Source organism: Nodosilinea sp. FACHB-141 (assembly GCF_014696135.1).
GTDB lineage: Bacteria > Cyanobacteriota > Cyanobacteriia > Phormidesmidales > Phormidesmidaceae > Nodosilinea.
Map to the genome: position 1 here is coordinate 188772 of NZ_JACJPP010000011.1, position 18706 is coordinate 207477.

General features: G+C 57.5%; 18 protein-coding genes. 11 read left to right on the top strand and 7 right to left on the bottom strand.

The window, feature by feature from the left end; translation table 11 throughout:
* The first annotated feature begins 257 nt into the window (after positions 1–257).
* Positions 258–1847: a serine/threonine-protein kinase gene (locus H6F59_RS09470; protein ID WP_190698159.1), complete on the top strand. Its 1590-nt coding sequence runs from the start codon at positions 258–260 to the stop codon at positions 1845–1847.
* Here the strand turns inward: H6F59_RS09470 and H6F59_RS09475 are convergent.
* Positions 1844–3034, bottom strand: coding sequence for an AI-2E family transporter (locus H6F59_RS09475; RefSeq protein WP_242021365.1), 1191 nt, complete (start codon positions 3032–3034; stop codon positions 1844–1846). The genes H6F59_RS09470 and H6F59_RS09475 overlap by 4 nt on opposite strands.
* A gap of 217 nt (positions 3035–3251) precedes the next feature.
* On the opposite strand from H6F59_RS09475, the gene H6F59_RS09480 reads away from it, so the two are divergent.
* Together H6F59_RS09480 and H6F59_RS09485 are read left to right on the top strand one after the other, a co-directional pair.
* Positions 3252–3962: a GDSL-type esterase/lipase family protein gene (locus tag H6F59_RS09480; RefSeq protein ID WP_190698162.1), complete on the top strand. Its 711-nt coding sequence runs from the start codon at positions 3252–3254 to the stop codon at positions 3960–3962.
* A 29-nt stretch (positions 3963–3991) separates the two neighbouring features.
* Positions 3992–5413, top strand: coding sequence for a DUF2252 domain-containing protein (locus tag H6F59_RS09485; RefSeq protein ID WP_242021366.1), 1422 nt, complete (start codon positions 3992–3994; stop codon positions 5411–5413).
* A gap of 4 nt (positions 5414–5417) precedes the next feature.
* On the opposite strand, the gene H6F59_RS09490 is transcribed toward H6F59_RS09485, so the two are convergent.
* On the bottom strand, positions 5418–5924 hold the full coding sequence (locus H6F59_RS09490) for a RidA family protein (RefSeq protein WP_190698165.1): 507 nt from the start codon (positions 5922–5924) through the stop codon (positions 5418–5420).
* Between the two features lie 222 nt (positions 5925–6146).
* On the opposite strand from H6F59_RS09490, the gene H6F59_RS09495 reads away from it, so the two are divergent.
* The 5 genes from H6F59_RS09495 (at position 6147) to H6F59_RS09515 (ending at position 12415) form a co-directional block, all read left to right on the top strand.
* Positions 6147–7124, top strand: a complete 978-nt coding sequence (locus H6F59_RS09495; protein ID WP_190698168.1) for a carbohydrate ABC transporter permease — start codon at positions 6147–6149, stop codon at positions 7122–7124.
* Positions 7125–7175: 51 nt separating this feature from the next.
* Entirely contained in the window at positions 7176–8024 is an 849-nt protein-coding gene (locus H6F59_RS09500) for a carbohydrate ABC transporter permease (RefSeq protein WP_190698171.1), read from the top strand.
* A gap of 166 nt (positions 8025–8190) precedes the next feature.
* Positions 8191–9294 (top strand): ABC transporter ATP-binding protein, encoded by a 1104-nt coding sequence (locus H6F59_RS09505; RefSeq protein ID WP_190698174.1) that lies wholly within the window; start codon positions 8191–8193, stop codon positions 9292–9294.
* A 121-nt stretch (positions 9295–9415) separates the two neighbouring features.
* The gene (locus tag H6F59_RS09510) at positions 9416–11035 is read left to right on the top strand and encodes a diguanylate cyclase domain-containing protein (protein ID WP_190698177.1); all 1620 of its coding nucleotides are present in this window, start codon (positions 9416–9418) and stop codon (positions 11033–11035) included.
* An 84-nt stretch (positions 11036–11119) separates the two neighbouring features.
* The gene (locus H6F59_RS09515; protein WP_190698180.1) at positions 11120–12415 is read left to right on the top strand and encodes an ABC transporter substrate-binding protein; all 1296 of its coding nucleotides are present in this window, start codon (positions 11120–11122) and stop codon (positions 12413–12415) included.
* Positions 12416–12625: 210 nt separating this feature from the next.
* On the opposite strand, the gene H6F59_RS09520 is transcribed toward H6F59_RS09515, so the two are convergent.
* Positions 12626–13048, bottom strand: coding sequence for a thioesterase family protein (locus H6F59_RS09520; RefSeq protein WP_190698183.1), 423 nt, complete (start codon positions 13046–13048; stop codon positions 12626–12628).
* 94 nt (positions 13049–13142) lie between these two features.
* Here H6F59_RS09520 and H6F59_RS09525 point away from each other — a divergent pair, with 94 nt between their 5' ends.
* A complete protein-coding gene (locus H6F59_RS09525; protein ID WP_190698186.1) occupies positions 13143–13757 on the top strand; it encodes a TetR/AcrR family transcriptional regulator in 615 nt (204 codons plus the stop codon).
* A 52-nt stretch (positions 13758–13809) separates the two neighbouring features.
* Here H6F59_RS09525 and map read toward each other — a convergent pair whose 3' ends face one another.
* From map to H6F59_RS09545, 4 genes are all read right to left on the bottom strand, one after another.
* Positions 13810–14664: a type I methionyl aminopeptidase gene (map, locus tag H6F59_RS09530; RefSeq protein ID WP_190699763.1), complete on the bottom strand. Its 855-nt coding sequence runs from the start codon at positions 14662–14664 to the stop codon at positions 13810–13812.
* 121 nt (positions 14665–14785) lie between these two features.
* Positions 14786–15295, bottom strand: coding sequence for a GNAT family N-acetyltransferase (locus tag H6F59_RS09535; RefSeq protein WP_190698188.1), 510 nt, complete (start codon positions 15293–15295; stop codon positions 14786–14788).
* Positions 15296–15338: 43 nt separating this feature from the next.
* Positions 15339–16466, bottom strand: a complete 1128-nt coding sequence (locus H6F59_RS09540) for an aldo/keto reductase (protein ID WP_190698191.1) — start codon at positions 16464–16466, stop codon at positions 15339–15341.
* An 89-nt stretch (positions 16467–16555) separates the two neighbouring features.
* Complete coding sequence (locus H6F59_RS09545; RefSeq protein ID WP_190698194.1) at positions 16556–17080, bottom strand: bifunctional nuclease family protein; 525 nt, start codon at positions 17078–17080, stop codon at positions 16556–16558.
* 310 nt (positions 17081–17390) lie between these two features.
* On the opposite strand from H6F59_RS09545, the gene ribE reads away from it, so the two are divergent.
* Both ribE and H6F59_RS09555 read left to right on the top strand, forming a co-directional pair.
* Positions 17391–18050 carry a riboflavin synthase gene (gene ribE, locus H6F59_RS09550; RefSeq protein WP_190698197.1) on the top strand — a complete coding sequence of 220 codons (660 nt, stop codon included), beginning with the start codon at positions 17391–17393 and terminating at the stop codon, positions 18048–18050.
* Between the two features lie 168 nt (positions 18051–18218).
* Positions 18219–18704 carry an ATP-binding protein gene (locus H6F59_RS09555; RefSeq protein ID WP_190698200.1) on the top strand — a complete coding sequence of 162 codons (486 nt, stop codon included), beginning with the start codon at positions 18219–18221 and terminating at the stop codon, positions 18702–18704.
* The last annotated feature ends 2 nt before the right edge of the window (positions 18705–18706 follow it).

The following is an 18706-nucleotide window of genomic DNA, read 5'->3' on the forward strand; positions in this document are numbered from 1 at the left end:
GAATAGGAAGCAAGGGTTTATCGACTTTTCACATTTCCCCTGGATTTTGGGCAGAAGTATATATCCCTGTAGGTGAATGCTATAACCCCTCTCTGAAACAGGGAATAATTGGGGTAATGTGGCATTACCGAGAGGGGCCGGTCCCCATAGCTGCCGCGATCGCAGCCTTAGGGCTGCCCTGTTACTGCCCCGCTGCTGGTTAATTACCGCTTGCCGTGGCCTTCGGGCCCGTCTAGATACCCACCATTCTGGGCCGCATGAGCTACTGCATCAACCCTGATTGTTCTAAGCCTAAGAACCCCCCCACGGTTAACCAATGTCAAACGTGCGGGGCAGAGCTACTGTTGCGGGACCGCTACCGGATGATTCGGGCTCTGGGCCAAGGTGGCTTCGGGGCAACCTTTCTGGCTCGCGATGAGCTGCTGCCCGGCAAGCCCCCCTGCGTCATCAAACAGCTGCGCCCCTCCGCCGAAGCGCCCCACGTGCTCGAGATGGCACGAGATTTGTTTAAGCGAGAAGCCAAAATCTTAGGGATGATCGGTAACCATCCCCAGCTGCCCCGCCTGCTTGACTACTTTGAGAGCGAGCAAGAGTTTTTCTTGGTGCAGGAATATATCAATGGCCTCACCCTACAGCAAGAGGTCAAGCGCGGTGGCCCCTTCACTGAGGCTGGGGTCAAGCAATTCCTCAGCGAAATTTTGGCGATGGTGCAGTACGTCCACGATAACCACGTTATTCACCGCGACATCAAACCCGCCAACATCATTCGTCGCGACCAGGATAAAAAACTGGTGCTGATCGATTTTGGGGCCGTAAAAGACAAAGTCAACCCAGCCCAGGCCGCCAGCTCTGACCAGACAGCCCTCACCGCCTATGCCATTGGCACTCCCGGCTACGCGCCCCCTGAGCAGATGGCCATGCGCCCCGTCTACGCCAGCGACATCTACGCCCTGGGGGTGACCTGCATTTATTTGTTATCGGCCAAGGCCCCCAAAGACCTCAACTACGACCCCAATAACGGGGAACTGCTGTGGCGTGAGCACGTGCACATTAGCGACCACTTTGCTGGCGTGCTGCAAAAGATGCTGGAGATCTCGGTCAAGCATCGCTACCAGAGCGTGGAGGCTATCCATCGCGACCTAGATCTTGAACCCTACATGGAAAGCCTGGCCCAAAACATGGCGTTTCCCACCTCACTGGGGCCGGCCACCAGCGGCTATAGCATTGGCGGGCCAGTGAGTGGTTCCTCACCCCATGCCGCTATCAGCAACTCAGGGGGTGGTTCTCCGTCATCTCGCATGGCGGCAGCGATTCGAGCCCGGCGGGAGCGATCGCATTCGGGGGCCAAGAGCATGGCTCCCTTGGTGCCAACTCAAAACGGCTCGCCCACCCCGCGGAAAGCTACGCCCGCTGCTGCCGTGTTGTCTGCCGAAGATGTCAAGCAAAAGTACGCCAAAGGGCGACGCGACTTTTCGCTACAAACTTTCAAAGACCTCGATCTACAGCGCACCCTGCTGGTCGAAGCCAACTTTAATCAATCAAAGTTGCCCAACGCCAACTTCCAGGGCTCTGATCTCAGCAACGCCAACTTTGGCCGGGCCAACCTGTGCAAAGCAACCTTGCGCAACGCCAAGTTGATCAAGGCCTACTTCCACTATGCCAACCTGGAGGGGGCCGATCTGCGAGGGGCCAACCTCGCCCATGCCTGTCTGTCAAACGCTAACCTGCGGGGAGCCAACCTCTGCGGAGCTGACCTGACGGGAGCGCTAATTTCTGCCGACCAGCTGGCAGCAGCTCGCACCAACTGGTCTACGGTGATGCCCAACGGCCGCCGGGGCGTTCTTTAGGGCAGGGCTGGTGCCTTCGCCTGGGGTGAGCCAGCGCCGGGGCTAACGGAGGCATCGGCCTCGGGAACAGGCTGACGGGAGTTGCGCAGTGCCACTAGGGCTTCTTTAATAATGACAGCGGCGGGGACGGCCACAATTACCCCCAGCAGACCCCCTACCCTCGCCCCGGATAAAATGGCGATAAAGACCCAAAAAGGGTTCAACCCGGTAACGCTGCCCAACACTCGGGGAGCAATGCCGTTTTCAACCAGCTGCTGCACAACAACGGCAGAAATCAGCATGGGGATGGCAATTTTGATGTCCCGCAGGGCCACCAGTAGGGTAACGATGATTACGCCGACGGTGCCGCCAAAGGGCACCAGCGCCAGCAGCCCCACGGTGAGACCAAACAGTGAACCGAAGGGGACATTCAGCAGGCCAAAAATGATTGTCAGGGCAGTGCCAAAGCAGCTAGCGACGATGAACTGGCCTAAAAAATAGTTGCGAAAGCTCTGCCGCAGGGTCTCTGAGAAGGGCTGCTGGAGGCGGGTCGGTAGCAGCCCTACTACCCCTTCCCACACCTCTTCGCCGTGCTGGAGCAGGTAGAAAGTGAGCACCACGGTCAGCACAACGTCGAGTAGCTTATTGGCGGTAAACACCGCTACGTTGATGGTGAGGTTGAGGGCTTCCCCCGCAATGGACTGGATCTCGCGCTTGAGGCGATCGCTGGTTTGAGCAATTAGCCCATCGAGGTTGATTGGCCAGCCCCATTCGGCCATCTTGCCGTCGAGCACTATGAGCTGGGTTTTGCCTGAGTCAAACCAGTCGGGCAAGCGCACTACCAGCTGCTGACCCTGGTCGATAACAAAGGGCAGCACCACAATTGCTAGGCCTGAAAACCCCACCAGAGCCAGCACCAGCACTAGGGTTGAGGCTAAGCCACGCTTGAGGCCGAGGTTTTCGAGGCGACCCATGGGATAGCTGAGCAAAAACGCCAGCAGACCCGCGATCAGCACGGTGACTAAAATTGAGCGGAAGTAACCAAAAATAACCGCCACCGCCCAAACGTTCAGTACGAGCAGCGGGGTAGCCAGCAGCACTAGGGTTGACTGCGCCATGGGAGTAAGCTCTTCCCACCAGCGGGCTAGCCAGCTTTTGGCGATCGGTTCGTTACCATGTGCTGCACCGTACTCCATACGTCTGCTCATGTGGGCCAGGGTCTATCGGGGCGCGGCCGTTGTGGCCATTTACAGCCTAAGGCAAAGCAGCGGGTTTCAAGCTTGGGCGATCGCGCTTTTTTACCAGCCAGATGAAGGTTTGCCTCTGGCACTAGTCACCTCAAAGGGTAATATGTAAACAATTTAAAACAAATCCTTCTATAGTCCAGTTTGATTGGTTCGGCTCATTACCTAAGTTAATTACTTTATGCTGGCCTCCCATCCCGCCCCTACCTCAGGAATCATTCTCAAGCAGCCCCATCCCCAAAAGGTGCTGGTGCTGGGCGATAGTCTGGTGTACGGCTTTGGTGACCCAGAAGGCGGCGGCTGGGTTGAGCGCCTGCGCCGCTTGACCATGGCTCCAGGCCGTGAGGGGGCGGTTTTTTACAACCTCGGGGTGCGGGGGGATGGCGTCAGCCAGGTAAGACAGCGCCTTGACCATGAGTTTCGCAACCGAGGTGAGCTGCGCAACCGGGTGCCCGATCTGCTGGTGCTGTCGGTGGGTCTCAATGACTCAGCGCGGGTAGGCAATACTCTGGGCCGCAATCGCACCGACTTTGACGAGTTTCAAGAGCACATGGAGGCGCTGCTGAACCAGGCGCGACGGCTGTGCCCAGTGCTGTTTATCGGCATGACGCCGGTCAACGAGCAGGCCATGCCCTTCTCAGAGGTGCTGTATTACACTCACAGCGACCAGTGGCGCTATCGCGAAGCCACTCGTCTGGTCTGCACCAGCCACAACATTCCTTACCTAGATGTGCTCAACCTGTGGATGGGCCGGGGTGAAGCCTGGTGGCAGCCGCTAATTTCTGTGGATGGCCTGCACCCCAACGTAGCTGGCTACCGGGCGCTGCTCCAGGACATTCTCACCTGGGATGCCTTTCAAGCCGCTGTCGATGTGCCTGTTGGTCAAGCCTAGCTACGCTGCTGTTTCTGGCCTGTATTGCTATGGTTACCGCTGACGAATCGGCTTCTAGCCCAGTCGCCGATGCCGATATGCCTCAGTCGGTAGCCGATCGCATGGCGGCGGGCAAGGCTTTGCGGCAGCGGGTCAAGCGCTCTGACCTGGGCGAATATCACCCCCCTGCCAATCGCCCTGACCCGGTAGACCTGCTGCAGGCCCAGGCGACAACGCGTCTGCCATCCCTGGTGCCGCTGCGCTACGGGCGAATGCTGGCGTCGCCCTTTGCCTTTTTGCGGGGTTCGGCGGCGGTGATGGTGGCCGATGTTGCTCCAGCACCGACTACCGGCATTGAGGTGCAGGCCTGTGGTGACATGCATGTGTCTAATTTTGGGGTGTTTGCCTCGGCTGAGCGCAACCTGGTATTTGCCATCAACGACTTTGACGAAACCTACCCCGCCCCCTGGGAGTGGGATCTGAAGCGTCTGGCGGCCAGCATTGTGGTAGCGGGGCGATATTTAGGGGGCGATCGCTCCCTTTGCCAGAACTCAGTGCGGGCGGCGATCGAATCCTACCGTCAGCACTTGGCTGCCTACGCCAACCTGCCTTACCTTGAGCTGTGGTACGACAACATTACTGAATCCGAACTGCTCGGAAAGCTGCCCGACAGCGCCGAGAAATATGCCCAGCGAGTTTTGGATAAGGCGCGCGATCGCAACCACCTGCAAGTGCTCGACGAAATGACCAACCTGGTGGACGATCGCCACCACATCATCGAGTCACCGCCGCTGGTGGTGCGGGCCGAGACCCTGAGCGATGGCCCTACGGTACTAGCTGACGTGAAGACGCTGCTGCAAGACTATTTGACGTCTCTGAGCGGCGATCGCCGCTTTTTGCTATCGCGCTACCGGCTGCTGGATGTGGCCCGTAAAGTAGTGGGAGTGGGGAGTGTGGGCACCCGTTGCTGGGTGCTCTATTTAGAGGGCAAGGACGCCAGCGATCCACTGTTCTTGCAGGTCAAAGAAGTCCAGCCTTCAGCGCTGGCCCCCTATTCCTCGGCGCGGTGTGACCATCGATTGCCCGATGACCACCAGGGGCGGCGGGTGGTGATTGGCCAAAAGTTGATTCAAGGATCTCCCGATATTTTTCTAGGCTGGGGCAGCCTCAACGGCACCCACTACTACGTTCGTCAACTGCGCGATATGAAAGGCGGATTTAAACTCGAACCCGACAAGTTTCAGCTATCGAGACTGCCTGACTACTGCACCCTCTGCGGCTGGGCGCTGGCGCTGGCCCACGCAAAATCGTGCGACGCCGCCATGCTGGCGGGCTATATTGGCAAAGGCGATGCGTTGGCCGATGCCCTGGTTCTCTTTGCCGAAGCCTACGCCGACCAAACCGAGCGCGACTACGATCGCCTGGTGTCCGCTGCTAAACAAGGGCGCATTCCGGTTGACTACGAAGATTGAGGATCTAGTCGAGACAGCCTTCATCTAGGTCTGATCCTCTAGTCGGCGGCAGGCCAGACCGTTGAATCGGGCGGCCCAAAATCATGCTTTGGGTCCGACTGACCGGTGGCGGCTGGGGTAGGGCTGCTTCGCACAGGGCGTCAACCTCGATTTCGACCAGCATATCGGGCTGCATGAGGGCAGGAATTTCGACGGTGGTGTTGACCGGGGGATGGTCGGCAAATAGCTCGTGGTGGGCCTGGGCGACTTCTGCCCAGCGGCTCATATCAGTGATGTAGATGCGGGTACGCACCACGTCGCTGAGGTCAGCATCCAGTTCTACTAAGGCCTGCTGAATGATCTCAAAGCAGCGCTTGGTTTGAGCGTAGGCATCGCCGGGGGCAAAGGTGCCCCCTTGGCCATCGCTGGGGGCGGTGCCGGAGACAAAAATTTGCTGGCCCACCCGCAGCGCTCGGCAGTAGCCGACCTGCTCTTCCCACGGAGTGCCCGAAAATGCTCGCTGCCGCGCCATCGCCTTGCCTAAGGTAAAATCAGCCCCAGCATAGCGTTATTCCTGGGTGGTGTCGGGCCTTTCAACCCGATGGCGGCTCGGAGCATTTCTAGAATGCCTGCCTTCAAACATAAGAGCGCTGAAGTTGTTGCAGAATGGGGCATTGGCCCTGCAGCGATGGACGGGAATGGGTGGGCCTGGGGCAGGTAATGTCAAGACTGACTGACAGCTAACCGCAGGTCTATGGTTGTTTTCTCCAAGATAGGAATGGCGGTGCTGGCCATTTTGGTCGGTAGCGGTGGGGTTGTGGCTCTGTTTTATGGGGCGAATGCGCTGGTGGAGCGCTTTGCCCCAGGCCGGCTCAAAGGTCGCATCTTGCCCTGGGTTTACCTAAGCCCGGCGCTGCTGCTGCTGCTGGCCTACCTGGTCATTCCAACGGTGTTGACGGTTTACGTTAGCCTGCTGGATGCGCGATCGCAGTCCTTCGTCGGTCTTAGTAACTACCTCTCGCTCCTTGCCGATCCGGGGATGGGCGAAGCCTTACGCAACAATATTTTCTGGCTGGTGGGGGTGACAGGGGTTAGTGTCAGCCTGGGGCTGCTGATTGCGGTACTAGCCGACCGAGTGCGCTACGAGCCACTACCCAAAACGCTGATCTTTTTGCCCATGGCGATCTCCTTTGTCGGAGCCAGCGTGATCTGGAAGTTTATCTACGCCTTTCGTCCGGCGGGAACTGCCCAAATTGGCTTGCTCAACGGGGTGATTACCAGCTTGGGCTTTGAGCCGGTGGGCTGGCTGGTGGAGCGATCGCTCAACAACTTCGCCCTGATCACCATTATGATTTGGCTGCAAACAGGCTTTTGCATGGTGCTGCTCTCGGCAGCGGTGAAGGGCATTCCCCAGGAAATGATCGAAGCCGCCCGCATCGATGGGGCCAATGAGGTACAGATCTTTTGGCGCATTGTCGTGCCCATGATTCGCTCCACCATTCTGGTGGTCTCAACCACCACTGTGCTGCTGGTACTGAAGGTATTCGACATTGTGTATGTAATGACGGCGGGCAACCAGGGCACCGAGGTGATCGCCAGCCGCATGTTTAAGGAGATGTTTAGCTTTCGCCACTACGGCCGGGGCAGCGCGATCGCCGTCATTTTGCTGCTCGCCGTCATCCCCATCATGGTCGTCAACATCCGCGAATTCCTCCACCCCACTACCCGCTAAACCCCCTACCCTCCCACTCGCTAACCCTCCCACTCGCTAACCCTCTACCCCATGCCCCCCTGGCTCACCCGCACCCCCATCCACCTCGCCCTAGTCACCCTTTCCCTGCTGTGGACTCTCCCCAGCCTGGGCTTGCTGATCAGCTCGATCCGCCCCCCAGCTGACGTGCTCGCCAGCGGCTGGTGGACGGTGTTTCAGCACCCTTTTGAGTTCACCCAGTACAGCCTGGAGAACTACCGCGCGGTGCTGGGCGCGGCGGGGATGGGTCAGGCGTTGCTCAATAGCTTTACCATTGCGATTCCAGCGACGGTGATGCCGATCGCGATCGCCACCTTTGCCGCCTACGCCCTCGCCTGGATGGAGTTTCCTGGGCGCCAGTGGCTGTTTTTGGCGATCGTGGCGTTGCTGGTGGTGCCCTTGCAGATGACGTTTATTCCTTTGCTGCGCACCTACGGCGATTTGGGCCTGACGGGCACCTTCGCCGGGGTGTGGCTGGCCCATACGGGCTACAGCCTGCCCCTAGGCATTTACCTGTTGAATAATTACATCAGAGCGTTGCCGAAGGATTTAGTTGAAGCGGCGGCGGTGGATGGGGCCACCCACCTCAAAATTTTTACTCGGGTGGTGGTACCGCTGTCGATGCCTGCGATCGCCTCCTTTGCAGTTTTCCAGTTTCTCTGGGTGTGGAATGATTTGCTGGTAGCGCTGGTATTTTTGGGCGGCACCCCCACCGTCGCTCCCCTGACGATTACCCTCACCAACCTGGTCGGCTCGCGAGGCCAAGACTGGCACCTGCTCACCGCCGGGGCGTTTGTCACCATGACGGTGCCGCTGCTGGTGTTCTTTGCCCTCCAGCGGTACTTTGTGCGCGGGCTGCTGGCGGGGTCGGTGAAGGGGTAGATGGGTTGATGGGTAGGCGGGTGCATGGAGTAGATGAGCCTAAAACTCCACCCCCTGAGCCCTGACCCCTGCCTCCTACCCCTCACCCTTCCCATCCACGCTCCCACCCATCCACCCCCTCACCCTCCTACTCTCCCACCCGCCCACCCATCCACTCCCCCACCCTATGCCCTCGGTCACTTTCAAGTCTGTCACTAAGCGCTACGGCGAGTTTGTGGCCCTGCGTGATCTAGATATTGAGATTGGCGATCGCGAGTTTCTAGTCTTTGTTGGCCCGTCGGGCTGTGGCAAAACCACTACTCTGCGGTTGCTGGCGGGGTTGGACAGCGTGACTGCGGGAGATATCTACATTGGCGATCGCCGGGTGAATGAGCTGGCTAGCCGCGATCGCGATATTGCCATGGTGTTTCAGTCCTACGCGCTGTACCCCCATATGACGGTGTACGACAACATGGCTTTTAGCCTGGAGATTCAGGGTTTGGGCCGGGGCGATATTCAGCAGCGGGTGCAGCGGGCGGCTCAGCAGATGGGGCTGGAGGATTTGCTTCACCGCAAGCCTAAGGAACTCTCGGGGGGGCAGCGGCAGCGGGTGGCGGTGTGTCGGGCAATCCTTCGCAACCCGGCGGTGTTTTTGATGGATGAACCCCTTTCTAACCTGGATGCCCAACTGCGCGTGCAGGCCCGCGCCGAAATCAGCCGCCTGCACCGTGAGCTAGAGAGCACGTTCGTTTATGTCACCCATGACCAAGTCGAAGCCATGACCATGGGCACTCGCATTGCCATTTTGAACCAGGGCGTCTTGCAGCAGATCGATACTCCCCAGGCGATCTACAGCGCTCCTAAAAACAAGTTTGTGGCCGGGTTTATCGGCAGTCCCGCGATGAATTTCTTTGATGGAGTTCTAGTCGAAATGGCCGATCAGCTTTGGTTCAAATCCGATGCTCTAAGCTTGCCTCTACCGCCGACAACCTCTGCCCAGTACCAGCGCTACATCAGTCAGCGGGTAATCTGCGGCATTCGCCCCGAAGACATTCACGATGCCCGCTACCTGCCTCCTAGCATAGTCACCGCTCCCCTCAAAGGCACCATTACCCACACTGAAAGCATGGGCCATGAGGTGATTGTTTACCTGGCTCTAGGCGACGGTCAGAGCTGCGCAGCTAGGGTAGATCGCCGCTCGACTCTGGCTTTGGGCGACAGGGTTGAACTGGCCGTGAACACCCATGTCCTACACCTGTTTAATTCCCACACTGAAGAGGCGATAAGTTAACTCTTTGGGTGGGGATTGTTTAGGAGCGACTTTTGCTAACTTAACAAAGAACAATGCTGAACAGGGAATAATTCGACTCTGGCACCTGTTCTGCTCAATCTACCACCAGAGGATTTTCTCTATGGCCAAGGTGCCTAGAGGTAAACGGCAGTCTCCCCGCTTTTGGAACGAGATTACTCCAGAGTCATCGGAGTTGCAGCTCTCTCCGACGGCATGGCGGCACGAGGCGACCGTGAACAGGCAGATTCAAGTTTATGCCCAGCTTCATCTGCTGCAGCAAATAGTTGACTCGATGCCTGCTTGCGTTTCCTATGTAGACAAAAATCTTTGCTATCAATACGTCAACGTCACGTATCAAGACTGGTTTGGTATCAAGCCGGAGGATCTCTATGGTCGCTCCTTGGAAACAGTGATTGGCACCGCCGCCTACGAAAAGGTTAAGCCCAATATCGATCGGGTTTTAGCGGGAGAAAAGGTGGTCTATGAAGCCACCCTACATTATGACCGGGCGGGGACGCGCTATGTGCACGCCACCCTGGTACCCGACTACGACACCGAGGGGGCGGTGAAAGGCTACTTTGCGTTGATTCAAGACCTGACCGATCGCAAGGCGGCAGAACTTGCCCTCCAGCGGAAGTCAGAGCAAGATCACACTCTTTGGCAGATCACCCAACGCATTCGACAAACCCTAGACCTACAAGATATTTTGGCCACTGCCACTGAGGAGGTGCAGCGCCACCTACACGTCGATCGCACCCTGATTTTTCAGTTCACCTCGGGCCACGGCGGCGAGGTCATTCAGGTTACCCATGAGGCTGACTGCCCTATAGCCATCACCGCTCATCAGTGCCAGGGGCAAGGGCTGCGGTCAACCTGCTATCAACATTATGGTCAGAGCACCGTGGGTGCTGTGGCCGACCTAGAGCAGCAGGATGCTGACCTCTGCCTCAGCCCCTTGATGCGGGCGATCGCGGCCAAGTCGGCCATCATTGCCCCGGTGCTACAGTCTCAAGGCAAAGGAGAAAACTGCCTTTGGGGTTTTTTGATCGCTCAGACCTGTAGCGACTACCGCCAGTGGAGTACGGGAGAAGTCGATCTGCTGGAGCAGGTGGCTGACCAGTTGGCGATCGCCGTGCAGCAGGCCGATCTACTGGCCAAACTCCAGTGCCAAGCTGAACGGCTAGCCGAGACCAACCAGGCCCTAGAGCAGGCCAACCAACGCCTCAATGAACTGAGCCGCCAAGATGCCCTCACCAAAATTGCCAACCGTCGCCATTTCGACGTCGTTCTTCAGCAGGAGTGGAAGCGCCTGAGCCGCAGCCAATTACCCCTCTCGCTGATCATGTTTGACGTTGATCGCTTTAAGCAATTCAACGATCGCCACGGGCACCTGGCTGGCGATGCTTGTCTGACCACCGTTGCCCAAACTAGCCAGGGCGTGGTCAATCGCCCTACCGATCTAGTCGCTCGCTATGGGGGCGAAGAGTTTGCTGTCGTCTTGCCCAATACCGATCTTTCAGGGGCACTCACCATTGCTGAAACCCTTCGTCGCAGCATCTGCGCGCTCAACATCGTGAATTTTGAAACAGCAACCGAGACGGTCTATGTCACCGTTAGCGTTGGGGTGGCCTGCCAAATTCCCACTGTCGGCACGTCGCCTCAATATCTAATCGACATCGCTGATCGGGCGCTCTACCGAGCCAAGCAGACCGGACGCAACCGCGTAGTCTACGGGGAATAAGGATTCTTTTCGCGGGGCTGGCACAGTAGAGTAACCTGGCCTAAGGTTAGGGCCATGCATGCCAACTGAGATCAGGCCACCACAATGAAAAAACTTCCCCATTTCGTCGGGCTTACGCTCATCTTCAGCGTTGTGATGGTTGGCTGTCGGTCGCAGTCAAACGCTCCCCAGTCTACCGAAGTGCAGTCCGGCGATACCATCACCATTCTGGGCACCCTGACCGGCGTGGGCGAAGACAAGATGCGGGCCGCTATGGCTCCCTTTACCGCAGCTACCGGAATTGAAATTATCTACGAAGGCAGCGACGCTTTTACCACCCTGGTGCCGGTGCGGGTCGATTCGGGCAACCCGCCTGATATAGCCCTGTTTCCGCAGCCAGGGCTGATGATGGACTTTGCTGAGGCCGGCCAGATGGTGCCCCTCACCGACTTTATCGATCGCGCCACCCTGGGCGACGCCTACGACGAGTACCTGCTGAATCTAGTCAGCTTAGAAGACGATGTCTACGGCCTGTGGATGCGGGCGGATGTGAAAAGTCTGGTGTGGTACAACCCGCAAGCCTTTGAGGCCAAAGGATACACTGTGCCTGAGACCTGGGCCGAGATGGAAGTGCTCAGCGATCGCATGATCGCCGACGGCAGCAAACCCTGGTGTATGGGCATGGAGAGCGGCCAGGCCACCGGCTGGGTCGGCACCGACTGGGTCGAAGACATTTTGCTGCGCCAGGCGGGGCCAGAGGTTTACGACCAGTGGGTGAGCCACGAGATTCCCTTTGCTGACCCGCAGGTGAAGGCGGCGTTTGAGGGCTTTGGAGCGATCGCCCTCGACTCCGAGGCGGTGCTGGGCGGCACCACTGGCATCCTCAGCACCCCCTTTGGGGAGGCCCCGCTGCCTCTATTTGCCAACCCACCAGGCTGCTACCTGCACCACCAGGCCAGCTTTATTGTCGAATTTTTACCCGAAACCGTTGAACCCGGCGTCAATCTCAGCGTGTTCCCGCTGCCGCCGATGGACCCAGCCCAGGGCAACGCAGTGATTTTGGGCGGCATCGTCTTTGGCGTGTTTAACGACACGCCAGCGGTGCGCGCCCTGATGGCGTATCTGGCCACCCCCGAACCCCATGCGATTTGGGCCGGGCTGGGCAGCTACATTTCTCCGCACCGCCAGGTGAGCCTCGACGCCTACCCCGACGACCTCACCCGCAGGCAAGCCGAGATTTTGCAAAACGCCGATGTGCTACGCTTCGACGGTGCTGATCTGATGCCGGGTGCGATCGGCACGGGTGCCTTTTGGTCGGGCATTGTTGACTATGTCGATGGCCAAGACTTAGACACCGTGCTCAGCGACATCGACGCTGCCTGGCCCCCAGAATCTGAGTAGGGGGGCATGGCGATCGCCCCCCCAAGGAATTTGGTTTTCCCTCGGGGGTTGCTGACAAACAATATGATTTGAGAGAGCAAACCACCATGTCAGAATGCTGGCCGGCGTCGGCAAACTGCTCAAAAACACCCCGGTCATGGATGTGTCAGCCCACACTAAGGGTGCCGTAGCCCGAAGTTAGATAGGGAAACTAAATTCATGGGCCAAGACCTAGACTTCCGCCGCCACAGTTAAATAGGCAGAAAACAAAGCTCTTTCTTCCGATGAAAGGCGTTTGGGACGCATGGTTTTGATGTCTACAAATAAGCCTTTTTGCATGCCCTCAGCGGCCAGCACCTGGTCACCGTTGTAAAACCGAAACTGCATGACCGCTGAGGCATTGCGTAGCTCAGACAGCCACATTTGAGCCTGAACGCGATCGCCCAAATACAGCGGCAATTTATAAATAATGTTGGTTTGAGTTAAAACGGGCGCAATTCCCTGTTTAACCACTTCATGGATTGGCATGCCAATGGCTTCTAGCAACTTGAGGCGACCAATTTCCATCCAGTGGATATAAACCGAGTTATTCACATGGCCAGCAAAGTCAATTTGATAGGTATAAACCTCAAGATCAAACAGAAGTTTGTGCATAGTCTGCGCCAGCCAGAGAATGATCGATCTAAGTCACCGCTCAGTGACACGGTATCATGGTCACCGAGTGGTGACAAGCCAGCGAGAGGACTTTATGGCACGCGACAAAGAAGAAACTAAGGCCCGCATTTTGGCTGCCGTTGGCAAGCTATTAGCCGAATCTGGCTTTAAAGGTCTGGGGGTGAATGCGATCGCCCGCGAGGCCGGAGTCGATAAAGTCTTGATCTACCGATATTTTGAAGGGCTGCCGCAGCTGCTCCAAAGTTTTGCTAAGGAGGGTGACTACTGGCCATCAGTGGAAGAATTGGTGGGGGACGAGTCTACGGTGAATGCCGAAACTCTGGCTGACTGGATGGCCTATCTACTGTCAAGATTTTCAGACAATCTGCAAGAGCGCCCCATGACGCAGGAAATTCTGCGGTGGGAACTGCTTGAGGGCAATGAATTAACCCGTGAACTTGCCTATGTAAGAGACAGATTTGCTCTAGACAGCCTAAAGTTTTTAGAAGAAAAAGGGTCTTTTTCTCCAGACAAAGATATTCCGGCCATTAGCGCTGTTTTAGTAGCAGGGGTGGTTTACCTCATGCTGCGAACTAAGTCCAGCAGCACGTTTATGGGCATCGACTTTAGCTCGCCTGCCGGCTGGCAGCGCATTCAGGCCGCCCTTGATTCCATGGTTCAGCTAACAGTTGCAGACAGCAAAAAATAACCGGTGACTCCGCTCAGCCACCGGTTATTTCAAATTTGCAGGGCTGCGATCGCTAGGCCAAAACCTTGGCAGGCGAGAGCGTCAGCACATCGACGCCGTCTTTGGTCACCACTACGGTGTGCTCAAACTGGGCCGAGAGAGAGCGATCGACGGTAATTGCCGTCCAGCCGTCAACCAGCACTTCAGCCTCATAGCTGCCGATATTGATCATCGGCTCAATAGTGAACACCATGCCGGGGCGCAGCTTTTTGCCTTTGCCCTTTTCGCCGTAGTGGGGAATCTGCGGGGCGGCGTGGAAAATGCGGTGGACGCCGTGGCCCACAAAGTCGCGCACCACCGAGAAGCCTTCGCCTTCAGCATATTCTTGAATGGCCGCACCAATGTCGCCTACCCGAGCACCGGGCTTGACCGCACGGATGCCGCGCCACATGGCTTCTTCGGTGACTTCAACCAGGCGGCGGGCGGTGGGCGAGACATCACCTACCAAGAAGGTGCGGGAAGTATCGCCGTGGTAGCCGTCGAGAATAGGGGTGACATCGATATTGACGATGTCGCCGTCGCGCAGTACGTCTTCGCCGTTGGGAATGCCGTGGCAGATAACTTCGTTAATGCTGGTACAGATCGAGCGGGGAAAGGGCATCACCGTACCGGCATAGCCCAGGGGAGCACTTTTAGCGCCGTGCTTTTGGGTCCAGGTCTCGGCCAAGTCGTTCAGTTCTTGGGTACTGACGCCGGGCTTGACGTGGGGAGTCAGGTAGTCGAGCAGCTGAGCGGCGAGCTGGCAGGCTTTGCGCATTTTTTCTAGCTCGCGGCTAGAAAGGAGAGTGATGACTTCGGAGGGTTGCTTTTGTTCTTCCACGGTATCTTTGGCTCTGGGTGAATGGCTGGGGGTGAGTGCCTTAGCTATAGAGTAGGCATTTTCTCGGCGATAGAAACATTGAGGGTCTAAACCGACCGCTCCTGCCCAGCAGTAATTCCCTGGGTGATGATGCCAAAAATGCCATGCCGCTAGTATAGCAACCGGCGTCCTACTGCTTGTGGTTTGCTAGGGCCTTGCGCATCTTAAAGCAGGGCATTTCTTGTCCAAAGGCCAGCTGGTGAACCCCCGGCTCAATGACTTCAAAGCCCTGCTTTTGGTAAAACGCTGCGGCATTGAGAGAGGCGTTGAGCCGCAGGTCGGTGAGCCCTAGGGCGATCGCCTCTCGTTCAAGGGTGGCTAAAATGCTGGCTCCAATGCCGCGCCGGCCATAGTTGGGGTGAGTGTACAAGCTCTGCAATTCGCCATCTTTGTGAATAAAGCCGTAGCCAACGACCTGCCCGCTGTGTCTGGCGACAATGACCCGACGGTCGGGGTGCTCAATCCATCTTTGGCGGACGCGCTCAATGCGATCGCTCGTAATTGGCCGCCGGGACCAGTTGTTCAAAATCTCGTGGGAGTAGTAGGGGGCGGCCGTCTGGTGCACCGCCGCTGCGTGAATTTCGAGCAGGGCTTGGGCATCTTCGGGTTTGGCTGGCTCAATGGTGATGGGGCTATCCATAGGTACTCGCTTGGCGTAGCGGCAGCTTGCTGCCCTGTAGCCCCTAGTCGCCCCAAAGGCGGCGGCGGGTGGGGCCTTGGAGGCGATCGTGGGTATCGCGCAGCAGCGCGGGAATATCGAGCTTTTCGGGGCAGCGGGGCAGGCAGTCGCCGCAGTCGGTGCAGCGGTTGGCCTTGCGGCCGGGGAACCAGTGACCTGCGTTCTCAAACATGCGGTACCGATATTCGCCAAAGGGCTGCATGTCGTAGGCCACCGCTAGATTTCTGAGCCGCAGCACTTCTGGAATATTGATGGCTTCGGGGCAGGGCAGGCAGTCGTAGCACTGGGCGCAGCGATCGCTCCCCAAAGCAGCAGATTCTTGCGTCGAAAGCCGTTCCAGGGCAGCGAGTTCTGCAGTGGTCAGGGGCTGGGTGCGATCGCCCAAACTTTCTAGAGTTGCGAGTTCTGCCGGGATGGCAGGGCCGGTGCTGAGGGTGGTGATGCGTGGGTCGGCCAGCAGCCAGCGATAGGTCAACTCCAGCGGGGTAAACGGCGCGCAGAGTTCCTCAAGCTGGGCGGGCGGGGTGTAAAGCATACCGCCCTTGTCGCCGGGGGAGATGATGAAGATGCCCATATCTCGCTCAGCAGCAAGGTCGAGGATGGGGGCGTGGCGCTGAAAGAAATAGTAGTAGTGCAGGTTGACGAAATCGAACTGATCAGTGGCGATCGCCCCCTCGATCACCTCCCGACTGCCGTGGGTCGAAAACCCCACGTGGCCAATGCGTCCCTCAGCCTGAAAGCGCCGCACCGCCGCCATGCAGCCCTGGGGATCGCTCACCCAGGCTAGGTGCTCAGAGGTGTTGAGACCGTGGATGGCGAGACAGTGAATGTGGTTTAGCCCTAGCCGTTCCAGGGATTCCTCCAGGCGCTGAGTCATTGTGGCGGCGTCAGGCTGAGGTGTAACTTTGGTGGTGATTACCAAGTTGTCTGGCACCGCTGCTGTTTTGAGAAAAGCCCCTAACCAGCGCTCGCTAGTGCCATAGGCCTGAGCAGTTTCGATGTGGTTGATGCCCAGCGCCAACCCAGCGATCAGAGTGTCGCGAAACACCTTCTCAGAGGCCAAAGCGCGCATGGTGCCCAGAGATAGCACCGAGAGCGATAGATTGGTGCGACCGAACCGCCGATAGTCCATAGTTGGAAGGGTTTAAGGGTGCAGGGTATAGGGTTTAAGGGATGGCCACAACCCTGAACCTTGTACCTTATACCCTAAACCCCCATACCCTACGAATCAGAGCTTTCGAGGGTATCGTTGCTGGTCGAGGACTTGCCTCGGTGGGTAAAATCGGAGGGGTTGATGTTGGCCAAAAAAGCCTGGAATGCCTTCTTCTCGGCCTCATCAGCGTCGGTATCGACGGAGATAGAGGCCTCGGCGACAACTTCTTCCATTACCCAGATGGGGGCGTCAAGGCGCAGGGCGATCGCGATCGCATCGCTGGGGCGAGAGTCTAGTTCGCGGCGAATTTCGCCCTTGGAGAGGGTGAGCAAGGCAAAGTATGTGTTGTCTTGTAGGGAGTGAATGACCACGCGCTCCAGGGTCATATCCCACTCGTCGAGCAAGTTGACAAACAGGTCGTGGGTGAGGGGACGGGGGGCGGGCTGGTTTTCGAGCACCGCGATGATGGAATTGGCCTGCTCGCGGCTGATGTAGATTGGAACCTGTCGGCGATCGGTAGTGTCTCGCAGCAAAATTACCGGAGTTCGCGACATCGCATCTAGGGCAATCCCGGCGACTCTCATTTCAATCATTGGTTTGGCCTCTTGGATCCGTTGATTGGCGTGCTCTAGGGGTGTTTGTCAGCCTGGAACCGATACTATTACTAGTGTACTGGGCTGTTTGCGTACCGGGCGATTTCTATGAATGGCAGGCTGAGGGTTACCCAGTGAAGCGATTCTAAAGCGACTGTGGGCGGGGGTTGCCCCCTTAGTCTACCTAAGCTTATCTATCAGCAGATGGAATACGGGATACTCTAAAGAAAAAAATTATTGCTTTAAGTATGCCCCGATTGGGCCCTAGGTGGGTCGCAGTTTCCCTGAGAATTTTCTTAAGGTTACAGCCATGTTTACCGGACTGATTCAAGCGACGGGTACGCTCTTTCACAAGGGCGATACTCAGGTCTACCTGCGCTGGGAGACCAGCCCACTGCCTAGTTCTCTCACCGATGTCGAACTGGGGGATAGCATCGCCGTAGACGGCATTTGCCTGACGGTAGAAACCATGCTGCCCGATGGCTTTGTGGCCGCAGTTTCACCGGAAACCCTCGATCGCACCTCTCTAGGCAACCTCCCCGATGGCAGTCGAGTCAACCTGGAGTCGTCGCTGCGGGTGGGCAGCAAGATTGGCGGTCACTTTGTCACCGGCCACATCGACGGGCAGGGTCATCTAGAAGCGGCGATCGAAACTGACAACGCCTGGAAGCTTAGCTTTACCGTGGGCGATCGCAGAATTGCCCGCTACATCGTGCCCAAGGGCAGCATTGCGGTGAATGGCATTAGCCTGACGGTGGCCGACTGTAGCCCCAGCGGCAACTGGTTCGCCGTCGCGGTGATCCCCGTAACCTACCATGAGACCACGCTGCAACACCTACGCCCCGGCCAGGCAGTGAACCTGGAGGGCGACGTGCTGGGCAAGTACGTAGAGAAGTTTATGGGGGGCAAGGATGACGCCCCGGCGGGCAACAGCGTTTCGTTAGAGTTTTTGGCGGAGCATGGCTACTGAGGCGACTAACCCATACAGCCTGCTTTCGCGTTAAATTTGCTTTGTTATAGTCGTAATCAGACTCAAAACCATAAGACGTTCAAACGTTGGCTTGGAAAATGTCTCAATCAAACTGGCTACAGCTATAGCGTTACAGGAAGAGAATTAGGCTAGCACCCAGCGACTCCGATGGCTGACGTTACGCTTCACCTCATTTGCGGCAAAATTGCAGCGGGCAAGTCCACTAAGGCGCGCGAACTGGCGAGCCAGCCCAGGACGGTTTTGATCAATCAAGACGAGTGGCTATCCACCCTCTACCCCGATGAGCTGAACACGTTAGCCGACTATGTTCGCTACAGCACGCGTCTCAATACAGTAATGGGTATCCACGTTGAGGCGCTGCTGAGAGCGGGTCTCTCGGTCGTCCTCGATTTTCCTGCCAACACGGTCAAGAGTCGCCAGTGGATGAAAGCCATCGTTGAGCGCGCCGAAGCTGCCCATGTTCTCTATTACCTGGATGTGCCGGATGCCGAGTGCAAGCGGCGGCTGCGCCTGCGCAACGAAAGTGGCACTCACGAATTTGCGCCAACCGAGGCTGATTTTGATCAGTTCACCAGCTATTTTGTGCCGCCCGCCCCGGAAGAGGGCTTTAACGTGATCACTATCCACGGCTGATG

What these genes read in the sequence shown, in the direction of transcription:
- H6F59_RS09495 (WP_190698168.1), top strand. Translation starts at nt 6,147, where the DNA reads ATGGTTGTTTTCTCCAAGATAGGAATGGCGGTGCTGGCCATTTTGGTC.
- H6F59_RS09500 (WP_190698171.1), top strand. Translation starts at nt 7,176, where the DNA reads ATGCCCCCCTGGCTCACCCGCACCCCCATCCACCTCGCCCTAGTCACC.
- H6F59_RS09515 (WP_190698180.1), top strand. Translation starts at nt 11,120, where the DNA reads ATGAAAAAACTTCCCCATTTCGTCGGGCTTACGCTCATCTTCAGCGTT.
- H6F59_RS09510 (WP_190698177.1), top strand. Translation starts at nt 9,416, where the DNA reads ATGGCCAAGGTGCCTAGAGGTAAACGGCAGTCTCCCCGCTTTTGGAAC.
- H6F59_RS09540 (WP_190698191.1), bottom strand. Translation starts at nt 16,466, where the DNA reads ATGGACTATCGGCGGTTCGGTCGCACCAATCTATCGCTCTCGGTGCTA.
- H6F59_RS09470 (WP_190698159.1), top strand. Translation starts at nt 258, where the DNA reads ATGAGCTACTGCATCAACCCTGATTGTTCTAAGCCTAAGAACCCCCCC.
- H6F59_RS09535 (WP_190698188.1), bottom strand. Translation starts at nt 15,295, where the DNA reads ATGGATAGCCCCATCACCATTGAGCCAGCCAAACCCGAAGATGCCCAA.
- H6F59_RS09475 (WP_242021365.1), bottom strand. Translation starts at nt 3,034, where the DNA reads ATGAGCAGACGTATGGAGTACGGTGCAGCACATGGTAACGAACCGATC.
- H6F59_RS09525 (WP_190698186.1), top strand. Translation starts at nt 13,143, where the DNA reads ATGGCACGCGACAAAGAAGAAACTAAGGCCCGCATTTTGGCTGCCGTT.
- H6F59_RS09485 (WP_242021366.1), top strand. Translation starts at nt 3,992, where the DNA reads ATGGTTACCGCTGACGAATCGGCTTCTAGCCCAGTCGCCGATGCCGAT.
- H6F59_RS09545 (WP_190698194.1), bottom strand. Translation starts at nt 17,080, where the DNA reads ATGATTGAAATGAGAGTCGCCGGGATTGCCCTAGATGCGATGTCGCGA.
- H6F59_RS09555 (WP_190698200.1), top strand. Translation starts at nt 18,219, where the DNA reads ATGGCTGACGTTACGCTTCACCTCATTTGCGGCAAAATTGCAGCGGGC.
- H6F59_RS09505 (WP_190698174.1), top strand. Translation starts at nt 8,191, where the DNA reads ATGCCCTCGGTCACTTTCAAGTCTGTCACTAAGCGCTACGGCGAGTTT.
- H6F59_RS09490 (WP_190698165.1), bottom strand. Translation starts at nt 5,924, where the DNA reads ATGGCGCGGCAGCGAGCATTTTCGGGCACTCCGTGGGAAGAGCAGGTC.
- ribE (WP_190698197.1), top strand. Translation starts at nt 17,391, where the DNA reads ATGTTTACCGGACTGATTCAAGCGACGGGTACGCTCTTTCACAAGGGC.
- H6F59_RS09520 (WP_190698183.1), bottom strand. Translation starts at nt 13,048, where the DNA reads ATGCACAAACTTCTGTTTGATCTTGAGGTTTATACCTATCAAATTGAC.
- H6F59_RS09480 (WP_190698162.1), top strand. Translation starts at nt 3,252, where the DNA reads ATGCTGGCCTCCCATCCCGCCCCTACCTCAGGAATCATTCTCAAGCAG.